This window comes from Halomonas sp. hl-4, assembly GCF_900215475.1.
Lineage (GTDB): Bacteria > Pseudomonadota > Gammaproteobacteria > Pseudomonadales > Halomonadaceae > Vreelandella.
Genome location: NZ_LT907845.1, coordinates 537,273 through 559,121, shown reverse-complemented (window position 1 = coordinate 559,121; position 21,849 = coordinate 537,273). Strand labels below are relative to the sequence as shown.

At 53.6% G+C, this 21,849-nt stretch carries 20 protein-coding genes, 4 tRNA genes and 1 pseudogene; 12 read left to right on the top strand and 13 right to left on the bottom strand.

The window, feature by feature from the left end; genetic code table 11:
• Nucleotides 1–76: 76 nt before the first annotated feature.
• The 6 genes from CPH17_RS02815 to CPH17_RS02790 form a co-directional block, all read right to left on the bottom strand.
• On the bottom strand, nucleotides 77–286 hold the full coding sequence (locus CPH17_RS02815; RefSeq protein WP_074396421.1) for a putative motility protein: 210 nt from the start codon (nucleotides 284–286) through the stop codon (nucleotides 77–79).
• A gap of 73 nt (nucleotides 287–359) precedes the next feature.
• Nucleotides 360–1,601, bottom strand: a complete 1,242-nt coding sequence (locus CPH17_RS02810) for an NAD(P)/FAD-dependent oxidoreductase (protein ID WP_074396422.1) — start codon at nucleotides 1,599–1,601, stop codon at nucleotides 360–362.
• Between the two features lie 488 nt (nucleotides 1,602–2,089).
• Nucleotides 2,090–2,164 (bottom strand) — tRNA-His (locus CPH17_RS02805).
• A gap of 50 nt (nucleotides 2,165–2,214) precedes the next feature.
• Nucleotides 2,215–2,289, bottom strand: a tRNA-His gene (locus CPH17_RS02800).
• Nucleotides 2,290–2,341: 52 nt separating this feature from the next.
• Nucleotides 2,342–2,418, bottom strand: a tRNA-Arg gene (locus CPH17_RS02795).
• 87 nt (nucleotides 2,419–2,505) lie between these two features.
• Nucleotides 2,506–2,582, bottom strand: a tRNA-Pro gene (locus CPH17_RS02790).
• A gap of 201 nt (nucleotides 2,583–2,783) precedes the next feature.
• Here CPH17_RS02790 and folD point away from each other — a divergent pair.
• A complete protein-coding gene (folD, locus tag CPH17_RS02785; RefSeq protein ID WP_074396423.1) occupies nucleotides 2,784–3,647 on the top strand; it encodes a bifunctional methylenetetrahydrofolate dehydrogenase/methenyltetrahydrofolate cyclohydrolase FolD in 864 nt (287 codons plus the stop codon).
• Between the two features lie 43 nt (nucleotides 3,648–3,690).
• Complete coding sequence (gene mtnN, locus CPH17_RS02780; protein WP_074396424.1) at nucleotides 3,691–4,398, top strand: 5'-methylthioadenosine/S-adenosylhomocysteine nucleosidase; 708 nt, start codon at nucleotides 3,691–3,693, stop codon at nucleotides 4,396–4,398.
• Here mtnN and pyrC read toward each other — a convergent pair.
• Nucleotides 4,391–5,425: a dihydroorotase gene (gene pyrC / locus CPH17_RS02775; protein WP_074396425.1), complete on the bottom strand. Its 1,035-nt coding sequence runs from the start codon at nucleotides 5,423–5,425 to the stop codon at nucleotides 4,391–4,393. The two genes, mtnN and pyrC, sit on opposite strands and share 8 nt — an antisense overlap.
• Nucleotides 5,426–5,609: 184 nt before the next feature.
• Here pyrC and CPH17_RS02770 point away from each other — a divergent pair, with 184 nt between their 5' ends.
• The 3 genes from CPH17_RS02770 to CPH17_RS02760 are packed head-to-tail and all read left to right on the top strand — an operon-like array spanning nucleotide 5,610 to nucleotide 7,881.
• Nucleotides 5,610–6,026, top strand: a complete 417-nt coding sequence (locus tag CPH17_RS02770; protein WP_074396426.1) for a hypothetical protein — start codon at nucleotides 5,610–5,612, stop codon at nucleotides 6,024–6,026.
• 5 nt (nucleotides 6,027–6,031) lie between these two features.
• Nucleotides 6,032–7,300, top strand: a complete 1,269-nt coding sequence (locus tag CPH17_RS02765) for an ATP-binding protein (protein WP_074396427.1) — start codon at nucleotides 6,032–6,034, stop codon at nucleotides 7,298–7,300.
• Between the two features lie 41 nt (nucleotides 7,301–7,341).
• Entirely contained in the window at nucleotides 7,342–7,881 is a 540-nt protein-coding gene (locus CPH17_RS02760; protein WP_074396428.1) for a response regulator transcription factor, read from the top strand.
• Nucleotides 7,882–7,925: 44 nt separating this feature from the next.
• Here CPH17_RS02760 and CPH17_RS02755 read toward each other — a convergent pair whose 3' ends face one another.
• The gene (locus tag CPH17_RS02755; RefSeq protein WP_074396429.1) at nucleotides 7,926–8,699 is read right to left on the bottom strand and encodes a 3-hydroxybutyrate dehydrogenase; all 774 of its coding nucleotides are present in this window, start codon (nucleotides 8,697–8,699) and stop codon (nucleotides 7,926–7,928) included.
• Nucleotides 8,700–8,897: 198 nt separating this feature from the next.
• On the opposite strand from CPH17_RS02755, the gene CPH17_RS02750 reads away from it, so the two are divergent.
• Together CPH17_RS02750 and CPH17_RS02745 are read left to right on the top strand one after the other, a co-directional pair.
• Nucleotides 8,898–9,173, top strand: coding sequence for a GrxA family glutaredoxin (locus CPH17_RS02750; protein ID WP_074396430.1), 276 nt, complete (start codon nucleotides 8,898–8,900; stop codon nucleotides 9,171–9,173).
• A gap of 114 nt (nucleotides 9,174–9,287) precedes the next feature.
• Nucleotides 9,288–10,055, top strand: coding sequence for a DUF1338 family protein (locus tag CPH17_RS02745; RefSeq protein ID WP_074396431.1), 768 nt, complete (start codon nucleotides 9,288–9,290; stop codon nucleotides 10,053–10,055).
• 41 nt (nucleotides 10,056–10,096) lie between these two features.
• On the opposite strand, the gene CPH17_RS02740 is transcribed toward CPH17_RS02745, so the two are convergent.
• Nucleotides 10,097–10,762 carry a CoA transferase subunit B gene (locus CPH17_RS02740; protein WP_074396432.1) on the bottom strand — a complete coding sequence of 222 codons (666 nt, stop codon included), beginning with the start codon at nucleotides 10,760–10,762 and terminating at the stop codon, nucleotides 10,097–10,099.
• Between the two features lie 49 nt (nucleotides 10,763–10,811).
• Nucleotides 10,812–11,510 (bottom strand): CoA transferase subunit A, encoded by a 699-nt coding sequence (locus tag CPH17_RS02735; RefSeq protein ID WP_074396433.1) that lies wholly within the window; start codon nucleotides 11,508–11,510, stop codon nucleotides 10,812–10,814.
• Between the two features lie 173 nt (nucleotides 11,511–11,683).
• Here CPH17_RS02735 and CPH17_RS02730 point away from each other — a divergent pair, with 173 nt between their 5' ends.
• The 3 genes from CPH17_RS02730 to CPH17_RS02720 are packed head-to-tail and all read left to right on the top strand — an operon-like array spanning nucleotide 11,684 to nucleotide 14,425.
• On the top strand, nucleotides 11,684–12,595 hold the full coding sequence (locus tag CPH17_RS02730) for a LysR family transcriptional regulator (protein ID WP_074396434.1): 912 nt from the start codon (nucleotides 11,684–11,686) through the stop codon (nucleotides 12,593–12,595).
• Nucleotides 12,596–12,647: 52 nt separating this feature from the next.
• Entirely contained in the window at nucleotides 12,648–13,529 is an 882-nt protein-coding gene (locus CPH17_RS02725) for an acyltransferase (protein ID WP_074396435.1), read from the top strand.
• Nucleotides 13,530–13,564: 35 nt separating this feature from the next.
• Nucleotides 13,565–14,425, top strand: a complete 861-nt coding sequence (locus CPH17_RS02720) for a LysM peptidoglycan-binding domain-containing protein (RefSeq protein WP_096300883.1) — start codon at nucleotides 13,565–13,567, stop codon at nucleotides 14,423–14,425.
• Between the two features lie 54 nt (nucleotides 14,426–14,479).
• Here the strand turns inward: CPH17_RS02720 and gcvT are convergent, their stop codons facing one another.
• The gene (gene gcvT, locus CPH17_RS02715; RefSeq protein ID WP_074396436.1) at nucleotides 14,480–15,592 is read right to left on the bottom strand and encodes a glycine cleavage system aminomethyltransferase GcvT; all 1,113 of its coding nucleotides are present in this window, start codon (nucleotides 15,590–15,592) and stop codon (nucleotides 14,480–14,482) included.
• A 94-nt stretch (nucleotides 15,593–15,686) separates the two neighbouring features.
• The gene (locus CPH17_RS02710) at nucleotides 15,687–17,087 is read right to left on the bottom strand and encodes an alanine/glycine:cation symporter family protein (protein WP_074396437.1); all 1,401 of its coding nucleotides are present in this window, start codon (nucleotides 17,085–17,087) and stop codon (nucleotides 15,687–15,689) included.
• Between the two features lie 410 nt (nucleotides 17,088–17,497).
• Between CPH17_RS02710 and gcvH the strand changes: the two genes are divergently transcribed.
• Nucleotides 17,498–17,887, top strand: a complete 390-nt coding sequence (gene gcvH, locus CPH17_RS02705; protein ID WP_074396438.1) for a glycine cleavage system protein GcvH — start codon at nucleotides 17,498–17,500, stop codon at nucleotides 17,885–17,887.
• 75 nt (nucleotides 17,888–17,962) lie between these two features.
• Nucleotides 17,963–20,861, top strand: a pseudogene (gene gcvP, locus CPH17_RS02700) (aminomethyl-transferring glycine dehydrogenase).
• A gap of 52 nt (nucleotides 20,862–20,913) precedes the next feature.
• Here gcvP and CPH17_RS02695 read toward each other — a convergent pair.
• Entirely contained in the window at nucleotides 20,914–21,804 is an 891-nt protein-coding gene (locus tag CPH17_RS02695) for a LysR family transcriptional regulator (RefSeq protein WP_096300882.1), read from the bottom strand.
• Between the last annotated feature and the right edge of the window lie 45 nt (nucleotides 21,805–21,849).

The following is a 21,849-nucleotide window of genomic DNA, read 5'->3' as shown; positions in this document are numbered from 1 at the left end:
ACAATGGCATAAAAAAACACCGGGCGAACCGGCGTTTTTTTCAATCACAGCTTTATAACTGCTAGAACACAACCACTCAGGCGAAAGTATTAACCTGAGTGCCTACGCTCCCTTCCTGAGCCAAGTCTGGCTCAGCACCCATATCAGCTGAAGCCATAATTTCACTGACCTGCTGCTCTTGGGTATTAAGCGCATCTTTAAACACTTTCATTTGCGCTTGTTCAGCACTTTGTGCCTGATTCATGGATAGCGACGTGCTTACCGCATTACTAACCGCAACATCCATAGGTTCACCTCATTGTAGTGCGAATGTATGAGCAGCCTAGCAAAGAGTATGAAAACACGCAAAATCAGACCTATTAAAACCGCTCAGCCCTAAAGGGCGCCATATCGATGGCCGGTGTTTTGCCCTCCATCATATCGGCAAGCAAATAGCCCGTCGCCGGTCCCAATGTAAACCCTTGATGACCATGCCCAAAGGCCAACCACAGCCCTTTATGATGCGGGGCGGGCCCAATTACCGGCTTCATATCGGGAAGACATGGACGCGCGCCTTTCCAGGCCGCCTTGTCTCGCCGCTCACCTAACGGGAAGAGCGACCGAGCAACTTTTTCTGCGGCGCCTAATTGTTGCTCGTCCGAGGGCGACTCAAGACGATCCAACTCAGCACCGGTCGTGAGCCGTATGCCAGCATTCATCGGCGCCAGCAAATACCCCACTTCAGCGTCCATCAGCCAGTAACGCAGGCAGGCAGGCGACTGCGTCGAATAGTGCATGTGGTAGCCTCGCTTAACAAAGGTCGGAAAGCGGTAGCCTAATCCTTTCAACCACTCGCCTGCCCAAGGCCCGAGTGCCATTACGACGTCGTCTGCGGCTAGTTCCTCATCGGCGGTAGTAATACGCCATTGGGCTTCGAGCTGCGTTACCGACTGAATATCGCTTTGTACAATCCGACCGCCATTGGCAACAAATGACGCCGCATACGCGGCCACCAGAGCACCAGGATCTGCGACCGTCCAGGGGTCAAGCCAATGAATTGCCCCAATAATGTCATCACTAAGGTCGGCTTGTTTGTCTAGTAAGGCCGGGCGATCTAGCACTTGAAACTGAACATCATAACGTTCACGGGCTTCTTGCGCCTCTTGCGCACGCTTAGCAAGCTTTTCCGGCGTTCGGTAGATTTCCAGCCACCCATTTCGACGCACCAAATGCTCGACGCCGGCCGCTTCAATCATTGGTCCGTGGGTCTTAAGACATAGCTGAATCAGCGATGCATATTCCGGCACAATTTGCTGGTAGCGGCGCGATGATGAGTGATGCCAATAACTTAGTAAGGGCGATGCAGCCTTAAACATCCCACCGGTGCGGTAGCGAATATCGACCCGGCGATTGGGCAGTACGCTTAGGATGGTTTTCATATCGCGAGGAAACGGGTAAGGCTTTATCGCTTCCCGCTGGATAATACCAGCATTACCAAACGATGTTTCCTGCCCTGGCTGGCGTCGATCAACTAACGTGACCTGAATGCCACGCTGCTGTAAGTGCCATGCAATGCTGACACCTACCATGCCTGCTCCTAACACCACCGCGTGACGCGACATTAATAACGCCCTCCATCTGCTGATTACTCGACGCGCAGGCAAGGTCCATCGCGCGCCTCTCTATCTAAAAAAATAGCACTGATAAACAAGCATTAATACAGTGTAAAAAACTGTTTTTAATTGAGAAATCAGGAATTAATGTCGCCAAATCAGCAATAACGCCAACATCATGCATTGCGGCACAGCAATTGCTTAGCCTTATAACTACGCGGGCCATCGCAAAGCGATAAGAGGTTAATTCAGCACTACCTTAATCATCTTTACGTGGCACAGCGCACTAAAAAAGCACGTCAATCGCACCAAAATTTGATGTTAAGCATCGACTACGCGCAGTTTTTTATTAGGGCGCCCCGTCCCACTCACCCAAGCGACCGGTCGCCCAATCAAAGTAATGCCACGCTAGAGCAAGGCAAATAAAACTAAGTAAGTATAATGGGACAACAAACGAGGACAGAGTAAAGCGGAAATGAGCTGCATGAGGAGGTTAATGGGGTGGATGATGGGGATCGAACCCACGACCACCGGAGCCACAATCCGGGGCTCTACCACTGAGCTACACCCACCATAACCTAAAGAAGGGAAATACTACTGCTTGATTTTGCTGCGTTGTCGCTGGGGTGGATGATGGGGATCGAACCCACGACCACCGGAGCCACAATCCGGGGCTCTACCACTGAGCTACACCCACCATTGACAACTGCGGCTTAAAACACATTGAGGCTGATCGCCAGTGTTACAAATGGCGCGCCCAGCAGGATTCGAACCTGCAACCTACGGCTTAGAAGGCCGTTGCTCTATCCGGTTGAGCTATGAGCGCACATGTAATATCTGTAAGCAAAGACATTGATGAGCACTTGACCACAACCACCGCCTGGAAAAGCAAAACTACCTTTCACGTTAGACGTGGTCGGGGTGGAGGGATTCGAACCCCCGACATCCTGCTCCCAAAGCAGGCGCGCTACCAGACTGCGCTACACCCCGATTTTACTAGCCTAAACGCTGCCGCATGGCCCGTCTCAAGCGAGGCATATATTACTGTTTTTAATTTTAAAGTCAACCATCAAGCTAACAACTTACCCAGGCACTTTGCCTAACTGCCCCATCATGCGAAAATTAGCCATGGCTGGCCTTTGGTTAACCCTATTACTTTGTTCGCCTTCAACCTCACAGGGATTTCTTTACATGACCGCCCAACTCATCGATGGCAAAGCTATCGCCGCCAATGTCCGTCAACAGGTTGCTCTAAAGGTAACGGCTCGCCAACAAGCTGGCAAACGAGCACCCGGACTTGCGGTTGTGGTGGTAGGAAACGACCCTGCTTCGCATGTTTATGTAAACAATAAGCACCGTGCCTGTGAGCAGGCAGGCATCCTTTCCTTTCAGCACGCGCTGCCCAGCAACACTTCCCAGCAGGCACTTGAAACCCTGATTGACCAATTTAACGACGACCCCGCCGTAGACGGCATTCTCGTCCAACTGCCACTACCCGACCATCTCGACGCCGAGCCAATTTTAGAGCGTATCCGCCCTGACAAAGATGTGGATGGCTTTCACCCGTTTAACATTGGCCGACTCGCCCAACGCATGCCCGCCCTTCGCCCCTGCACACCAAAAGGCATTATGACGTTGTTTGAGCAGAGCGATATCAAAGTGCGTGGCCTGGATGCCACGGTAGTAGGCGCCTCCAACATTGTCGGACGTCCCATGGCGCTGGAGTTGATGCTCGCCGGCGCAACAACGACGGTATGCCACCGCTTCACACAAGACTTAGCGGCGCACGTTCGACGCGCCGACATTGTCGTGGTCGCCGTTGGCAAACCCGGCATCGTTAAGGGTGAATGGATTAAACCCGGCGCGGTGGTCATTGATGTAGGCATTAACCGCCAAGACGATGGCACATTGAGGGGGGACGTGGATTTTACCGCCGCCGCCGAACGCGCCAGCTTTATTACACCCGTTCCGGGGGGCGTGGGGCCAATGACCGTTGCCACGCTACTTGAAAACACCTTAGCTGCCGCTGAACAACACGATCAATCTGAAAGCTAACGACGGCTAATGGCCATCCCTTTAACGATAGGAAATTAACACAGTGAAGCGTATTGGCATTATCGGCGCCATGGCACAAGAGGTCAGCATCTTAGCGTCACAGCTGGACAATCCAGAGCGTTACGAGCACGCGGGCTTTATTTTCCATCGCGGCACGCGCCACGGCCTGGACATCACTATACTCCAGTCAGGCATCGGCAAGGTAAATGCGGCCGTTGGCACGGCGCTACTTTTAGAGCGACATCAGCCAGACGCGATAATCAACACTGGATCAGCCGGCGGGTTTGCCAGCGATCTGCGTATTGGCGACATCATTATTTCGGACGAAGTACGCCACCACGACGTGGACGCGGTGGTATTCGGCTACGAGATGGGCCAGGTTCCCGGCATGCCAGCGGCGTATCCAGCCGACGCGACATTGCGAGACATCGCCCGTGGAGCTATCAAAACACTGGGCGAGGTTAACGTGCGCGAAGGCTTAATTGCCACTGGCGATGCCTTTATGGCTGACCCTGCCCGAGTGGACGCAACGCGCGCGCTATTTCCCAGCATGTTAGCGGTAGAGATGGAAGCGGCTGCCATCGCCCAGACATGCTACTTGTACCAATGCCCCTTTGTAGTCATTCGCGCCCTATCCGACATTCCCGGCAGCGGTGATAACCACCTATCTTTCGAGCAGTTTCTCGATGTGGCTGCCGACCACTCATCGCGAATGGTCGATCAGATGCTACTTACGTTAAGTGCTAGCTAATTGACCAATCGAGTTTTTCCCCGGCCAGCAACGGGATAATTGCTTCGCCATCGGCATAGGGATAGCTGGCGGGGAGTGTTTGCGAACGCCTGGATAGGGTAATCGTGTCGCCATTAGGCGGCATACCGTAAAAATGCGGCCCATTCAGGCTGGCAAATTTTTCCAACGCAGAAAGCGCCCCCGCCTCTTCAAACGCCGTGGCATACAACTCAATGGCAGTTGATGCCGTGTAAGCACCCGCACAACCACAGCCAGACTCTTTCGCCGTTTGCGCATGCGGTGCGCTATCGGTGCCCAGGAAAAACTTCCCACTGCCGCTGGTCGCTGCTTTTAAAAGCGCCTGGCGGTGCTGTTCGCGTTTGAGAATGGGCAGGCAGTAATAATGTGGCCGTATGCCGCCCACCAGCATTTTATTGCGATTAAACAATAGGTGGTGCGCGGTGATTGTCGCGGCCACCGTATCCGGCGCTTGGGCGACAAACTCAGCGGCTTGCTGGGTAGTAATATGCTCAAACACCACTTTTAGCGTGGGATGACGCGCCAAAAGAGGTGTCAGCACGCGCTCTATAAAAACCGCTTCACGATCAAAAATATCAATATCACTATCGGTGACTTCGCCATGCATCAATAACGGCATGCCCGCCTCGGCAAGCGCCGCAATCGTGGCGTCGCAAAGCGCTAGATCGGTAACGCCTGAGGCGGAATTGGTTGTCGCGCCAGCAGGGTAAAGCTTGACGGCTTTAACAATGCCGCTTTTGACCGCCCGCTCGATTTCTTCCGGGGGAGTGGTATCGGTCAGATAAAGCGTCATGAGAGGCTCAAAGCGACTCCCAGCGGGCAGAGCCGCGAGAATACGCTGACGATAGGCCACGGCCTGTTCCGTCGTAGTGATTGGCGGCGTCAAGTTCGGCATAATGATAGCGCGCCCCATTTGGGCCGCCGTATGGCCCACGACCGCTTTAAGCGCCTCGCCATCACGCAGATGTAGGTGCCAATCGTCTGGCCGAGTCAAAGTAATAGCGTCCACGGAAAATCCTGTACGTAGTCAGTAACGTCGTATGATGCATAGCAAAGTAAAAAATGAGCCATGCAGTGCCCCAACTCCTCAGTATACCGGATACGCCACCAGGTTGAATCGACCAGAAGTCACCCACAGCTAACGTGATCTGGCGTATGATTAATTATCGTTGTTTGGTTAAAGGATACACTTTATGCAGAACGTTCGGCGCTATGCCGATATCATTGCCAGCGCCGAAGGCCTGATATGGCTGGGCCTTGCATGGTCGGTATCGTTTTCTGCGTATTACGGCAGTACAGAAGCGACCCTCGCCATGCTGCTTATCATTGCCACACTGGTATTTTTTAGCTGGGCGCACCGCCCGTTTCGCTGCCTGCTGCGACGCTACCACGTGCGTAAACGGCGTACCGATATGTGGATTCACCTGCTGGCTTTGCCGCTTCTTATCGCGATGTTTTTCCACATTATGATCGAAGGCCTGCTGGGCAGCGCTTGGCTGCCACCTAAAATGCTTATGGTCAATATTGTCGCCACGGCGGGATGGCTAACCTATGTGGTGACGCTATGCATTAAATTTTTAATCCACCGCTTTAAAACCACCGCCAAGTGAGCGACATGCCAACCGAGCTCCCACTGCCGCTATCAACCCCAAACCGAAACTTGGTTCGCTTGACCATTGTGCGAGGCATTACCTGGACGGGGTTTCTAATTGCCATCATTGTGGGCACGAAGTTTCTGGCATTTGAGCTACCCATTCCCGAGGTGTTGAGCGTTGTTCTAGCGATGGGACTGCTCAATATTGCCACATGGTGGCGACTGGGGCGCCCTCGTGCTGTCGAGCATCTAGAATATTTAATGCACTTACTCGCCGACTTGGTGGGTTTGACGCTGCTGTTTTATTTTTCCGGCGGCTCTACCAACCCTTTTATTACCTATTATCTCGTGCCGATTACCATAGCGGCAGCCACCTTACCCTGGCGCCATGCATGGATTATTGCAGGCTGCGCCATGGCGGCGTATAGCTTTCTGATGATTGATTACCATCCCATTCCCCAACTTGGCCATATCAATAGCAGCAGTCCCTTGAGCCTACACATTCTTGGTATGTGGGTGAATTTTGGTATGTCGGCGGGGCTAGTCACTTTTTTCATTTATAAAATGGCCCATGCCCTAAGACGCCGGGACCAAGCGCTTTCTCGCACTCGAGAGGCAGCATTACGCAATGAGCAAGTACTGGCTGTCGCGACTCAAGCCGCAGGTACAGCACATGAATTGGGCACGCCTTTATCGACGATGGCGGTCCTGCTTAAAGACATGCAGGAAGAAGCCAAAGACAACCCGGAACATCAAGAAGATATCGCCTTGCTGCGCCAGCAAGTCGATATTTGTAAATCACGCTTACAGCATCTCGTCAGCCAAGCGGACAGGCGGCGCATGGCGGAGCCAGAAATGCTTGACGCTGAAACGTGGCTCACCGGTGTTGTGCAACGTTGGCTAGTACTCCGACCCGATGTAAGCCATCGACTTGAAATTGCAGAACGTCGTGGGCGGCCCTGGCTGGCGGTCGACGCTACGCTCGACCAAGCACTCACCAACCTGCTCAATAACGCCGCAGATGCCAATCCCGAGGGCGTTGCCATCGGTTTGGATTGGCATTCGGATCGCATCGTGATCGATATTCGTGATCACGGCCCAGGCGTTGCCATGTCAATTGCTGACCAGCTTGGCGATACGTTTATTTCAACTAAAAGCAAAGGCATGGGCATTGGCTTATTTTTAACCCACGCCACCATCAATCGCTTTGGTGGCGGGGTCAGTCTGTATAACCATCCCGAGGGCGGCACGTTAACCGAAGTCACGCTTCCCCGTGCAGGCGCTGCTTAACGCCCTACTGCGTGTTCCGTTAGTTATTTATTGAGGTCATCATGCAAACACAAGACCAACGGCTGCTGATTGTCGACGACGACGAAATGTTTTGTCACGTGCTCAGCCGATCGCTCACCCGGCGAGGCTTTGAAGTCATCGTCGCACATGATGCTGACCAAGCCCTTACGCTGGCGGCTCAACATATGCCCACTATGGCCACACTCGACTTAAAGCTGGAAAACTCCTCGGGACTCAAGCTACTGCCCGAGCTTCTGACGGTGTCTCCAAGTTGCCGTGTGGTCGTGTTGACCGGCTATTCAAGTATTGCGACAGCGGTTGAAGCCATCAAGCTAGGGGCGGTCAACTATTTATGCAAGCCGGTCGACGCTGACGATGTGTTAACTGCGTTCGAACGATCAGACGGTGACCCTAATATTGAGGTTGCTGATAACCCACCCTCGATTAATCGCATTACCTGGGAGCACATTCAAAAGGTATTACAAGAGCACGACGGCAATATTTCCGCCACTGCCAGGGCGCTTGGCATGCACCGCCGCACGCTGCAGCGCAAACTACAAAAACGCCCCGTTCGCCACTAACGGCACGCCGAGATTAACCAGCAGCCGTTTTGAGTTAACACTAATTAATGGGCGGTCCAGCCAAGATCAATGTTCCAACTCGCTCCGGTCACCGCCCCGGCTGCATCGGAGGCCATATAGGCCACAAGCTGCGCCACTTCACTGGGCTCAATAAGGCGTTTTACCGCTGCGTTTTTGAGCATGATATTTTCAATCACTTCTTGCTCGCCCATGCCATGCAACTTCGCTTGGTCAGCAATTTGATTGTCGACCAGTGGCGTTTTCACATAGGCCGGGCAAATCGCATTGGCCGTAATTCCCTGCTCACCGCCTTCTAATGCAGCCGTTTTGGTCAGGCCAATCATGCCGTGCTTAGCACTTATATAGGCTGCCTTGCCTGGCGAGGCCACTTGGGCATGAATGGAGGCAATATTAACAATTCGCCCCCAGCCCTTTTTGCGCATATGCGGCCACGCTGCCTGAGTAAGCAAAAATGGCGCCGTCAGCATCAGGTCGATAATTTGACGCCATTTTGCTTCAGGAAAATCTTCAATGGCCGCGACATGTTGAATCCCTGCATTGTTAACCAGGATATCCACGCCACCAAAGCGTTTCACTGCTTCGGCGACGGCTCCTCGGCAGGCAACCGGATCGGTTAAGTCAGCTTGATAAAACGCAGCACCTGCTGCCTCAGCGACGGCTTTACCATCCGGGTTAAAATCGACCGCTAATACTTGATGGCCTAATTCACAAAACTGCTTTACCACCGCCTCGCCAATACCGCTACTAGTACCGGTTACGAGGGCAATACGAGGGGTAACCGCTGGTGTCGTTGTCATGGCAATTCCTGTTAATCAAATGCATTTAGTGGATGAATTTAGTTTAGTCGATTGCTCACGGCACCACTGCGTCTATACGATAAAAAGCTGCAGATGATAACGTGATTCAATAACCTTTTTAGCGTGGCCCTATTGGATAACATTCGATGGCTGGTTCACAATTGACCATTCTTTATGGGGTTGGCAAAGGAGTTATGCATGTTTGTAGTCATTTTTGGGCGCTTATCCTGCCCGTTTTGCGTTCGCGCCAAGCAGCTCGCTGAGCAACTAGAACAGCTAGGCAATATTGAAGGCTACCGTTACATTGACATGCCTTCTGAAGGTGTCAGCAAAGAGGATATTGCCAAAACCGCTGGCAAACCCATCCATACGGTTCCACAAGTGTTTGTGGATCAGCAACACGTAGGCGGTTTTACCGAGTTTGATCAGTTCGTACGCGACCGCCAGTTACTCAGCGCATCATCTACCGCCTAGACGATCGTTAGTCCGCCGTTTAGCTGCGTTGAACCATCGTATTGCCACTTGCCTATACTTGAATCGATATAAACCCATACCCAAATGGGCCGACACGTTGGCAAGGAAGGCACTATGCACCGCGAGGAGTTCATCCAGCAGTTATGGCTGGATTATATTCATACCCACCCTGATATCGGGGCACTTCGCCTATGGCCCCTTTCCACCCCAGCGGATTACCTCACCCTGGTAACACTTAACGTGGGTAATTTCTCCGCTCAAGCGCTATCGCCAGCGCTTGCTCACATGGGGTATCGCCATACTGGGCATTACGCGATGGCCGATAAAGGACTATTAATTTATTTGCTCGCTCCAGCAGACGGTGGCAGCTGGCTAGTCCTCGCCGAATTGCAGACAGGCACTCTATCCAAGCCCCTGCGCGATGCATTGCTTGATCTCGTCCAGCAAACACACCCGCAAGACGGTAAGGGACAAAACCTGCTATGCCGCGGCCGCCCTTGGCCAATGCCTTCATGGGCGCTTTATCAGCAACTGCACAATGCGCATCCGCTCGCCGCTTGGCTGGCCGTCATGGGGCCCAGGCTGCACCACGCAGGTTTTGATTGCGAACAGCTAGGCAACTCACTTGAAGCGCTTGACGAACAACTTCTACAAAGTGGTTTAACACACATGGACGACCAGCAAAACGGGGTATTCGGCGTTTCTAACCTCCTTGCACATCGCTTTTATCCTGCCACGCCGCAAAAGATAATTTTCAGCCAAGGGGATGAACATCGACTTTGTTTGGGTGGCCTTGCCATTGTTCAAAAGTACCTGGGCAATGACCACGAGCGGGTGGCGGAATTATTGCTGCCTTTACACGCTCGCTGCGAGATGGCGTAACCGAGATTAACCGTTACGCCGCCCGCCGGACAACGCGCCCGTCACACTTCAACAAACGTCATTTCAGGCACGTGGTCCGGCACCACCAGCTTGCCAGCGGTTTTTTCGATAATTTCTTCAACGCTGACACCGGGTGCCCGTTCTTTCAGGATGAAAGTACCGTCTTTGATTTCCAGGTAGGCCAGATCCGTCAAGACGCGGTTAATACAGCCGGCGCCGGTGAGTGGCAGGTTGCACTGCTCAAGCAACTTGGACTCGCCGTGTTTCGAGGCGTGGGTCATGGTACAGATGATATTTTCCGCGCCAGCAACCAAATCCATGGCGCCGCCCATGCCTTTAATTAACTTACCGGGAATCATCCAGGAAGCGATATTGCCGTTTTGGTCCACCTCAAAAGCGCCCAGCACGGTGAGGTCGACGTGACCGCCACGAATCATCGCAAAGGACTCTGCCGACGAAAAGATCGCGGCGCCGGGGCGCGCCGTAACGGTCTGTTTGCCAGCATTGATCATATCGGGATCAACTTCCTCTTCAGTGGGATAACGTCCCATACCCAGCAGACCATTTTCCGACTGCAGCATGACGTCCATGCCGTCGGGAATATAATTAGCGACCAGCGTCGGAATCCCAATACCCAAGTTAACGTAAAAACCGTCTTCAAGTTCGCGTGCCACACGCTGTGCCATTTGTTCACGTGTTAAAGCCATGGTCAGTTCCTCATAGTGAATCGATTAAAAGCCGAAGCAACAACGTTTGTTAAGAGCGTACCGTGCGTTTTTCGATGCGCTTCTCAAACGTGCCCTGGATGATTCGGTCGACATAGATACCCGGGGTATGAATCTGACTGGGTTCTAACTCGCCAGGCTCGACGATCTCTTCAACTTCAACGACGGTAATTCTGCCCGCCGTTGCGACCATGGGATTAAAGTTTTGCGCAGTGTGACGGTACATCACATTGCCGTAGCGGTCGGCCTTCCAGCCCTTAACAATAGCGAAATCGCCGGTAATCGCTTCTTCCAAAATATGCGGACGACCATTGAACTCACGAACTTCTTTGCCTTCACCGATGGGCGTACCGTACCCAGTAGCAGTGTAGAAGGCCGGGATGCCCGCCCCGCCTGCGCGCATTTTTTCCGCTAGTGTCCCTTGGGGCGTCAGGATCACTTCAATTTCATCATTGAGCATTTGCTGCTCAAACAGCGCGTTTTCACCTACATAGGATGCCAGAATCTTGCGTATTTGACGGTCTTCAAGCAACAAGCCAAGCCCAAAACCGTCAACGCCACAGTTATTCGATACAACGGTAAGGTCCTTAACCCCACGTCGCTTTATTTCGGCGATTAAGTTTTCGGGGATACCGCATAGGCCAAAACCGCCGGCTAACACGGTCATACCGCTTTCAATGCCTTCCATCGCTTCTTCATAGGAAGCAACACGCTTATCAAATCCTGCCATTGTTATGCCTCGTCTTATTGTCGGTGATACGCCAATGTCGCTAAGCCCACGATCCGCAAGCTGTGACGGCTAACGCGACGCAGACTTCTGACTTGCAGTGTTGTGCCAGATGATATATTTGTTAAGTTTGTTTTTCTTATCAATTTATTTGTATAACTTATAAAGAGCCTTCCATGACCGTCAAGCAACTCCGCGCCTTTCTGGCTGTTGCCCAGACTCTGAGCTTTACACAGGCCTGTGAACGGCTGCATTTATCGCAGCCTGCCCTGAGTTTAGCCATAAAAGGTCTGGAGGATGCGCTGGGCGGCAAATTATTGCTGCGTAGTACACGCAGCGTCCGTTTAACGCCTGAAGGCGAATCGTTGCTGCCGCTGGCTAAACATTTACTTGCCCAATGGGACAATACCGAAGAGCGTCTGCGGCAACGCTTCACCCTACAGCTGGGTCGGCTAAGCGTGGCGGCGATGCCTGCCTTTGCCTGCAATCTGCTACCCGCCGCACTGGTGCGTTTTCGTCAACAGTACCCCAAAATTAATGTGACCGTGCACGATGTCATCAACGAAGACGTGACCGATATGGTGCGCTCACGCCAAGTGGAAATGGGCATCGCGTTTTCGCCGGAAGGTACCGATAGCCTGTCGTTTACGCCCCTGTTCGAGGATCATTTTGTCGCCGCCGTCCCCCAGGATTCAGCGTTGAACGGTCATGCATCTATAACATGGGAACAGCTGCTTAAAGAGGACTTTATTACCTTGCAGCGTCCGTCGATGGTCCGCCGGTTGCTGGAGCACGCACTTTCCAAACAGCGGATTGACTTGCCGGTCGCATTCGAAAGCCATCAACTCTCTACGGTCGGCCGCATGGTCGGGGCGGGTCTCGGCGTCAGCGGGGTGCCCTCAATGTGTATTCCTCAAATGCAGGCGTTGGGCGCTCGTTGCGTACCCTTAACATCGCCTACCATCGCCTGCCGAGTTGGCATACTGACGCAACAAGAATTATCAGTAGCCGCTCATGCATTGCGCACGGTGTTGCTGGAAACGGTACAAGCACCCTACTTACCTGAGCAAGAGGCTGGGCAGGGTTAGCAATATCCTTTAGCATTCATCAATACGCACGACGATGGTAAGGAAATGCGGTATGCCAATATTGAAAGGAGTGATTAGCGTTACGCTATTAACGCTCAATACGCTGTTCTGGGGAATACCGCTGATTGCGCTTACGCTGGTCAAATTAGTCACCCCTTCTGGTCGCCCTAGGCAAACAGTGCTTCAGGGGCTAAACCGCGTTGCCCTGAATTGGATTGGCGTCAATTTGTGGTGGATGCGCCGTTGGCTCAAGCCTCAGTTGAATGCCTCCCTTCCTAACCATCTGCATCCAGACCAATGGTGGCTGGTCATTTCCAACCACCGCAGCTGGACGGATATTTTCATGTTGTTAATGGTCCTCCATCGACGCATACCCATGCCGCGTTTCTTTGTTAAGCGGCAATTGCTCTGGATACCCGTTGTCGGCCTTGCCTTTTGGGCTCTCGAATTTCCTGTGATGCGCCGTATCACCCGGGAGCAAGTGGCCCAAAACCCGACACTTGCAACGTTGGATCAAAAGGCAACAGAGCGCATGTGTGCCCGCGCTCGACAGACCCCCATTGCAATCTTTAATTTTGTGGAAGGTACTCGCTTCACACCGCACAAGCATGGCCTGCAGCAAAGCCCCTATCGCCACCTGCTTCGCCCCAAAGCCGGCGGTGTCGCCCAGGTGCTCAGATTGTTGGGTGACAAACTCGACGGCATCCTTGACGTCACGTTGAGCTATGCCAACCCCACGCCTACCTTTTGGGGTTTTCTGTGTGGAAAGGAAGCACCTGTCACCTTACAGGCACGTGTCCTTGACGTGCCCCAATGGATGCTAACCGCTGATTATCACGCTGAAACCCAGCACAAGGAAAAATTTCACACATGGATCAACGCACTCTGGCAGGAAAAAGACTGTCAGCTGGATGGTCAGATCGATCACGCCTGAGCCATTGGCTTGGCATGTTCATGTTGGTCAGCGCGATGGCCGGTTGCGCCAGTTCGCCCCCTTCTTCCCAACGAGTCACCGCCCCGGCGGCGGCTCAGATCAGTGGCAGTTGGGTGGAAATCCAGCGCGGTGACACATTGGGCCAGTTAGCCAAACGCGCTAATGTGCCACTAGAGCGCTTACAGCGCTTCAACCCCGGCGTCAAAGCACGTCACTTGGTGGTTGGCCAACGGTTGCTTGTCCCTACTCAGCAGGAGCGTGCTCCAGCGAGCGGCCCATACCGTTATCAAATTCGCCCTGGTGATACCTTTTCGAGCCTAGCTCGCCACTTCGGGACGACTTCATCTCGCTTGCAAGGCGCCAATACCGGCAGCTCGGCGACAGCGCTACGCGTTGGGCAGATGATCAACATCCCTATCGGCTCAAACCCCAGCGCCTCAAGCACCGCGAGTTCGACCCCAGTCAGTGCTAGCCAGCCTGCTAAGCCAACGTCTAGCAAAAACAACTCATCACTCCCCGCCTCAGCCAAAGGCTGGCCCTGGCCGCTGGAAGACTACCGTGTCGTTCGACGCTTTGGTCCCGATAGCCGGGGCACGCTTCAGCCCATGCTGCTAGCAACACAGGCGAATGCAAATGCGCACGCGGTAGCCGCAGGCGAAGTGCGTTTTGCGGGCAGCATGCGGCAACTTGACAAGGTGGTCATTGTCCACCATGCGGATAATCTGCAAAGTGTCTATGCGCTTTGCGAAACAATAACCGTTGAAGAAGGACAGGAGGTATCCGCTGGGGACCCTCTTTGCCAAGTAGGCAAAAGCCGCGCAACCGACCGATATGATTTGTTGTTTGACTTACGTCAGGGAGGGAAACCTATTGACCCGAGGAAAATATTGGAATGACGACACCCCCGCGGCGTATGCCATCGCGGGGGCTATCTCAAGCGGCTTTCAGACCTAGCCACGATAAAAGTTGGCTGTTACAAAAGGCGTCTTGCTAACGGTCATGGGCAGCCGCTTGCCGCGTACTTCGGCATACACTGTCGTGCCCGGGGTTTCGGCGTCTCGGGTGACATAGCCCATCGCCACCGGTTTGCCAACACTCGGACCGAAACCGCCAGACGTTACCTGCCCCACCTCGTTGCCTTCTTCATCTACCAGCAAGGCCCCTTCACGAACCGGCGCCCGTCCATCAGCGACTAAACCAACACGCTTACGGCTATGGTCTTTGGCCTCTACTTGGTGAAGAATCAAATCTGCGCCCGGAAAACCTCCAGGCCGCTCGCCTCCATGTCGACGCGGTTTGCTGATTGCCCAGATCAAACCGGCCTCAACCGGTGTGGTGGTGGTATCCATATCGTGGCCGTAAAGACATAGACCTGCCTCAAGACGTAATGAATCCCGCGCGCCAAGACCAATCGCTTCCACTTCAGGCTCTGACAGCAAGCGCTCAGCCAACGTTTCAGTGGCGTCGGCGGGGACTGATATTTCAAAGCCATCTTCACCGGTATAACCACTGCGACTAATCCAAACCTCATGATCAAGCACCTGGAAGCGTCCGTGCTGCATAAAGACCAGTTCACAGGCAGCCGGGCAAAGACGCTGCATCACTCGGTGAGCAGTAGGGCCCTGCAAAGCCAGCAAGCCTCGGTCCAATCGCTCTACGGTCAGGTGATCGCCCAAGTTAACTCTCAGGTGGGCAATATCCTGGTCTTTACAGGCAGCATTGACCACTAAATAAAAGTGATCACCGGCGTTGACGGCCATCAGGTCATCAAGAATCCCGCCTTCGTTATTGGTAAGTAGGCCATAGCGTTGTGCACCCTGTGCCAAGCCTATCAAGTCGGCAGGAATTAACGTTTCCAGCGCCTCAGCCACGTTATCGCCAGAAACAATCACCTGCCCCATGTGTGAGACATCAAACAAGCCACACTGCTGGCGAGTGTGCTCGTGTTCTTTTTTTACGCCCATCGGAAATTGAACGGGCATATCGTAACCGGCAAAAGGCACCATTTTCGCCCCTAGGCGGCCGTGCAGTGCATGCAACGGTGTTTTTTTAAGCTCAGTCATTGATCACTCCTTTACAAACAAGAGCGGGAAGTCACATGAGTGCCTTCCCGACTCTTCAAAAGCATTGCAAATGCGCACGAGCGCCTAGCAACTATTAGTTATCGTGGTCTAACGATTCCCCTGGCAACACATCTTTGCCATCGAAATAGTCTTTGGTCAGTTTAAACACGACGGGCGATAGCAGCGCCAAGGCGATTAAGTTCGGAATGGCCATCATGGCGTTGAAGGTATCCGCCATCAGCCAGATGAAACCAAGCTGCGCGATAGCACCGAGCGGAATTGCTAATACGAATAGCACGCGATACAGCATAATGGAGCGCGTTCCAAACAGGAACTGGAAGCATTTTTCGCCGTAGAACGACCACCCAAGAATGGTTGTAAAAGCGAATACGGCCAACGCAATGGCAACAATTTGATTACCAAACCCGGGTAGCGCCGCATCGAAGGAAAGCGCCGTCAGCGATGCGCCCTCTTCACCATCAACCCACACCGTAGAGGTGAGGATAACCAGCGCTGTGATAGTACAGATAACAATGGTATCAATGAACGTTCCCAGCATGGCAATTAAGCCCTGACGCACAGGATTTTTGGTTTGCGCCGCCGCGTGGGCAATGGGCGCACTGCCTAGACCCGCTTCGTTAGAGAAAATCCCTCGCGCTACGCCAAAGCGAATAGCCGCCATGACGGCAGCACCCGCAAAACCACCAGCGGCAGCAATCGGGTTAAAGGCGTAGTAGAAAATCAGGCTGAAGGCTTCACCGATCTGCCCAGCATTGACAATCAAAACAATAATACCCGCGACCACGTAGGCGATACCCATCACCGGCACCAGCTTGCCGGCCACCTTTGCAATCCGCTTGATGCCACCAAGAATGACTGCCCCGGCGAGCACCATAATGACAACGCCAGTAAGCCAAGTGGGCACACCAAAAGTCGAGCTCATGGCATCGGCCACCGAGTTGGACTGAACCGTATTGCCGATCCCGAATGCCGCGACAGCCCCAAAGAAAGCAAACAAGCCGCCTAACCACATCCACTTTTTGCCAAGACCGTTTTTGATATAGAACATCGGCCCACCGACATGGTAGCCAGTGCTATCGGTCTCGCGGAAACGAACCGCCAGTACGGCCTCGGAGAATTTCGTGGCCATCCCCACCAGGGCAGTGATCCACATCCAAAAAACCGCCCCGGGCCCACCGAGCGCAATCGCAGTGGCTACCCCGGCAATATTACCGGTACCAATCGTTGCCGATAATGCCGTCATTAACGCGTCAAAAGGCGAAATTTCGCCTTCTTTATCATCGGCACTTTTAACGTCAGCTGCCGCCCCACTGCGCCCCTGCCACATTAGCTTGAAACCCATACCGAGCTTTCTAATCGGCATCAGTTTCAAGCCAAGCTGAAGGTAAATCCCCACACCTAACAGCAAGATGAGCATCAACGGGCCCCAGACCACCCCGTTAATGGCTCCGAAGAGACTTGTTAATGTTTCCACTTGTTATCTCCTTAACCCTTTCATGGTTTGATTTATTCGAAGTCGACCCAACCGGTCAATGTCTTACACATCAATTTATTCTGGCCATCAAACGCTAACGTGTCACGAACCATTCGCCGACCACGCTAAACGTAAGATTGGCATGTTTTACACCATAACTTCGGTGGCTTGCTATGCCATTGTCGAGTTAATGCAGCAAATATCGCTATTTTGACAATTCATCGCCACGTAATCCTCATTGCTGGCAAGGTTGATCAAATGCAGAGGCAGGCGGCATCAAGAAACTTGTTTCCTATCGGAAACACGTTACCATGCACCGCTAAACGCTTGCCGTGAACAGCGCCCATCGCCAAGGTGGACTACAAGCGCTAACATGGCGGCTCCACATCCGTTTCGTATAGGGAATCATTATGAGCAACCTTCCTGCCAATCTTCGTTACGCTGAGAGCCACGAGTGGGTACTTGATCATCAAGACGGCACAGTCACCATTGGCATTACTGACCACGCACAGGCCGCGCTTGGCGATGTTGTATTTGTCGAATTACCAGACGTTGGCGCTACGCTGACCAAAGGCGATGAGTTTGGTGTGATTGAATCGGTCAAGGCCGCTTCCGATCTCTACGCCCCCGTTGATGGCGAAGTCATCGAAGTCAACGAGGCGCTGGAAGATGCCCCTGAAACGGTCAACGATGCACCCTATGAAGGCGGCTGGATCATGAAGGTGCGTCTAAGTGACCCTAGCCTTGACGGGCTAATGGATGCCGATGCTTACCAAGCGACGCTAAGCAGCGACGACTAGCCGTTAACGCCTGTCTTTTGTCAGGCGTAATTCCAAGCCCTGCACGGTTTTCTCATCACGTTCGGAATTTTCTCCATGCCTTTTGAAACTCGCCGATTAGCCGAACTGGCTGACCACGATGCTTTTATCAAACGTCACAATGGCCCCAACGCCGATGACGCGTCCACAATGTTAAAAGCGCTCGACCTTCAGCGCATGGATGACCTGATCGAGCAAACCATTCCGGGCGACATCCGCCTGGGCCGAGAACTTGCCCTGGACGACTCCAGAAGCGAAGCCGAAGCGCTTGATTACCTGAGCCAGCTGGCGCGTCAAAACCGGGTCGCCAAAAGCTATATCGGCCAGGGGTATTACGGCACCCACATGCCCGCGGTGATTCAGCGCAACGTGCTGGAAAATCCAGGCTGGTACACCGCCTACACGCCCTATCAGCCGGAAATTTCCCAGGGCCGTCTCGAGGGGCTACTCAATTTCCAGCAGGTCGTGATGGATTTGACCGGCATGGAACTGGCCAATGCGTCGCTGCTGGATGAGGCCACCGCGGCCGCAGAAGCCATGGCGCTGTGCAAGCGGGCCAACAAGAAAAGCAAGTCCAATGCATTTTTTGTCGCTGACGATGTCTTTGCACAAACCCTGGACGTGGTGAAGACCCGCGCCAACTTTTTTGGCTTTGAACTGATCACGGGGCCCGCAGACTCGGTTGCCGAGCATGATGTGTTTGGCGCTTTACTGCAGTACCCCACCGCCAGCGGCGAGATCAGCGATTTGGCACCGCTGATCCGTGCGGCGGCTGACCGCTCAATCATGACCTGTGTCGCCACCGACTTGCTAAGCTTGGTGCTGCTTAGAGAACCGGGCGCTCTCGGCGCCGACATTGTGGTGGGTAACTCCCAGCGCTTTGGGGTTCCCATGGGCTTTGGTGGCCCCCACGCCGCGTTTTTTGCCACGTCGGACAAGCTCAAGCGGTCAATTCCTGGCCGGATTATTGGCGTGTCCAAGGACAGCCGCGGCAATACGGCGCTGCGCATGGCGATGCAAACCCGCGAGCAGCACATCCGCCGCGAAAAGGCCACGTCGAACATCTGTACCGCTCAGGCACTGCTGGCCAATATTGCTGGCTTCTATGCCACTTACCATGGTGCCGAAGGGCTGCGTAAAATTGCCGGGCGCGTACATCGCTTGACTACCTTGCTGGCGCATGGCCTTCAGCAGTCGGGAGTTCGACTGGGCCACGACACCTGGTTCGATACGCTGCGTTTGACCGAGGTAGACGCAGGTAAGATTCACGGCCGCGCCATGACCCACGATATCAACCTACACTACTTTGCCAACGGCGACGTAGGCATCAGCCTGGACGAAACCACTACGGCTCATGATGTGGCGACGCTCTTTGATGTACTACTTGGCGATGAGCATGGCCTTTCAGTCGCCACCCTTGACGAACAGATTGTTGCTGAACGTATTTCAGGCATACCTAGCGCTTACCAGCGCGAAAGCGATTTCCTGACCCACCCGACGTTTAAGCGCTACCGCAGCGAAACCGAAATGCTGCGCTACTTGAAGCGGTTGGAAAATAAAGATTTATCGCTTGCACACGCGATGATTCCGCTTGGCTCGTGCACCATGAAGCTCAACGCCACCAGCGAGATGATTCCCGTTTCCTGGCCGGCCTTTGCCCATATTCACCCGTTTGCCCCTCGCGAACAGACGGCAGGCTACCATCAGATGATTGATGAGCTAGCCGCCTTCTTAGTCGAAGTGACAGGCTATGACCATATTTCCATGCAGCCCAACTCTGGTGCTCAAGGTGAATATGCCGGGCTAGTGGCAATTCGGCGCTACCAAGATGCCCAAGGCGAAGGCCATCGTAATGTTTGCTTAATACCCAGCTCCGCCCACGGCACCAATCCGGCATCGGCGGCGATGGTGCAAATGAAAGTGGTGGTGGTCGAATGCGACGCAAACGGCAATATCGACCTGGCGGACCTGCGCCAAAAGGCAGAACAGCACAGCGAGCAGCTCTCCGCCATCATGCTCACCTACCCGTCCACTCACGGTGTCTTCGAAACCAGCGTGCGTGAAGCCTGCCAGATCGTTCACGATAATGGCGGCCAGGTGTATATCGACGGGGCCAACATGAACGCCCAGGTAGGATTAACGCGGCCCGGCGATTTTGGTGGCGACGTGTCTCACCTCAATCTGCACAAAACGTTCTGCATCCCACACGGTGGCGGCGGCCCTGGCATGGGGCCCATCGGCGTTAAAGCCCATTTGGCGCCCTACGTGTCCAACCATGTCGTCACGCCGATAAACGGTGTCAATCCAGAGAGCGGCGCCGTATCCGCTGCGGCGTTTGGCAGTGCTTCCATTCTGCCGATTTCCTGGGCCTATATTAAAATGATGGGCGCACGCGGGTTGCGCGAAGCAACCGAGCTGGCCATTTTAAACGCCAACTATATTGCCAAGCGGCTTGAAGCGGCCTACCCGATTCTATATCGCGGCCAGAACGGCACGGTGGCCCATGAATGTATCATTGATATTCGTCCACTCAAGGCGGCGTCTGGCATCAGTGAAGAAGATATCGCCAAGCGCTTGATGGATTACGGCTTCCACGCCCCGACCATGTCATTCCCCGTGCCGGGCACGCTGATGATCGAACCCACCGAGTCGGAATCGCTCTACGAAATTGATCGATTCTGCGATGCCATGATCGCTATTCGCGAAGAGATTACTCGTGTCGAACAGGGCGAATGGCCGCTGGACAATAACCCGCTGGTAAATGCGCCGCACACCCAGGCCGATATTATCGACACCGAATGGCAGCGCCCTTACAACCGCGAACTGGGCGCCTTCCCTACTGAAGCCGTCAAGGCGTCGAAATACTGGCCGGCGGTGAATCGAGTGGATAACGTCTTTGGTGACCGCCAGTTGATTTGCTCTTGCCCCCCCAATTGACGAGTACCGCGACGAATAACGGCTCAATCAGCAGCCTGACCGCCTTGAGGCTTCCTGTATCCCAGCGAGCCTCAAGGCGTTTTTTCCTGCAGCCGCTGCTGGTGAAAACCGTCGAGTAGCTTTTCATACCGCTTGGGAAGCACGGAATCTTGCCGCCGCAGTAAATACAATACTTCATTAACCGTATTGGGAAGGTTAAGCGCCTTCACCTGGCGCTGCCAGGGGGATGTCTCAAGCACCAGGCGAGACACCACCGTAAAACCCAGCCCCCGCGCAACGGCATCCAATACCATGCTGACTTCATTAGTGAAGCCCTGGTGCCGGAAATGCGTCATCGATCGAAAATCATCGGGATAGTTGGCGCGCAATAGGGCGTTGGCGTGATTGATGCCATCGTAATAGTTAAGAAACCCAATGCCCATTAGGTCCGAAAGTGTACCTTCGGCAAAATCAGCAGGCACGACCAAACACAGCGGTTCCTGGTGCCAGATTTGGCATGCCAAATCTGGATGATTGACTGCTTCGGTGACGATCCCGATATCGTAACGTCCTTCTAATAAATCATTTACGATCTCGTGGTTAAACGCGAAACTATAGCTAACGGTTAAATTGGGATGTCTTTGCTGCTGGCCCAAGATATACGGGTAAAACATCAGGCCAACGCTACCCGGTGACGCAATACGGCATTCGCCGCTATCCAGCAAATCGTCATCTAACGCGTGACGAAATTGCTCGTGCTCAGCAAATAGTTTTAACGCATAGTCGTAAGCACGACGTCCCGACTCGGTTAACGTAAAACTTCGGCCACGCCGTTCTAATAAGATCTTATTTAAATAACGCTCCAACTTGCGAATATGCTGGCTCACCCCCGGCTGCGTCATATCAAGTCGCTGCGCCGTGCGTGTAAAACTGCCAGTTTCTACTAAGGTGATGTACGTTCGAAAATATTGCGCATTAAACATGTTGGGCATCATCGGGTTAGCAATGGTACTTATCATATCATACTG

Bases quoted from the DNA above. Each gene is read 5' to 3' on its own strand.
- CPH17_RS02755 (WP_074396429.1), bottom strand. From the start codon at position 8,699: ATGACAACGACACCAGCGGTTACCCCTCGTATTGCCCTCGTAACCGGT.
- CPH17_RS02730 (WP_074396434.1), top strand. From the start codon at position 11,684: ATGACCGTCAAGCAACTCCGCGCCTTTCTGGCTGTTGCCCAGACTCTG.
- gcvT (WP_074396436.1), bottom strand. From the start codon at position 15,592: ATGACTGAGCTTAAAAAAACACCGTTGCATGCACTGCACGGCCGCCTA.
- CPH17_RS02765 (WP_074396427.1), top strand. From the start codon at position 6,032: ATGCCAACCGAGCTCCCACTGCCGCTATCAACCCCAAACCGAAACTTG.
- CPH17_RS02770 (WP_074396426.1), top strand. From the start codon at position 5,610: ATGCAGAACGTTCGGCGCTATGCCGATATCATTGCCAGCGCCGAAGGC.
- CPH17_RS02740 (WP_074396432.1), bottom strand. From the start codon at position 10,762: ATGGCTTTAACACGTGAACAAATGGCACAGCGTGTGGCACGCGAACTT.
- CPH17_RS02735 (WP_074396433.1), bottom strand. From the start codon at position 11,510: ATGGCAGGATTTGATAAGCGTGTTGCTTCCTATGAAGAAGCGATGGAA.
- CPH17_RS02810 (WP_074396422.1), bottom strand. From the start codon at position 1,601: ATGTCGCGTCACGCGGTGGTGTTAGGAGCAGGCATGGTAGGTGTCAGC.
- CPH17_RS02720 (WP_096300883.1), top strand. From the start codon at position 13,565: ATGGCCGGTTGCGCCAGTTCGCCCCCTTCTTCCCAACGAGTCACCGCC.
- gcvH (WP_074396438.1), top strand. From the start codon at position 17,498: ATGAGCAACCTTCCTGCCAATCTTCGTTACGCTGAGAGCCACGAGTGG.
- CPH17_RS02760 (WP_074396428.1), top strand. From the start codon at position 7,342: ATGCAAACACAAGACCAACGGCTGCTGATTGTCGACGACGACGAAATG.
- CPH17_RS02745 (WP_074396431.1), top strand. From the start codon at position 9,288: ATGCACCGCGAGGAGTTCATCCAGCAGTTATGGCTGGATTATATTCAT.
- folD (WP_074396423.1), top strand. From the start codon at position 2,784: ATGACCGCCCAACTCATCGATGGCAAAGCTATCGCCGCCAATGTCCGT.
- CPH17_RS02815 (WP_074396421.1), bottom strand. From the start codon at position 286: ATGGATGTTGCGGTTAGTAATGCGGTAAGCACGTCGCTATCCATGAAT.
- CPH17_RS02750 (WP_074396430.1), top strand. From the start codon at position 8,898: ATGTTTGTAGTCATTTTTGGGCGCTTATCCTGCCCGTTTTGCGTTCGC.
- CPH17_RS02695 (WP_096300882.1), bottom strand. From the start codon at position 21,804: ATGTTTAATGCGCAATATTTTCGAACGTACATCACCTTAGTAGAAACT.
- CPH17_RS02725 (WP_074396435.1), top strand. From the start codon at position 12,648: ATGCCAATATTGAAAGGAGTGATTAGCGTTACGCTATTAACGCTCAAT.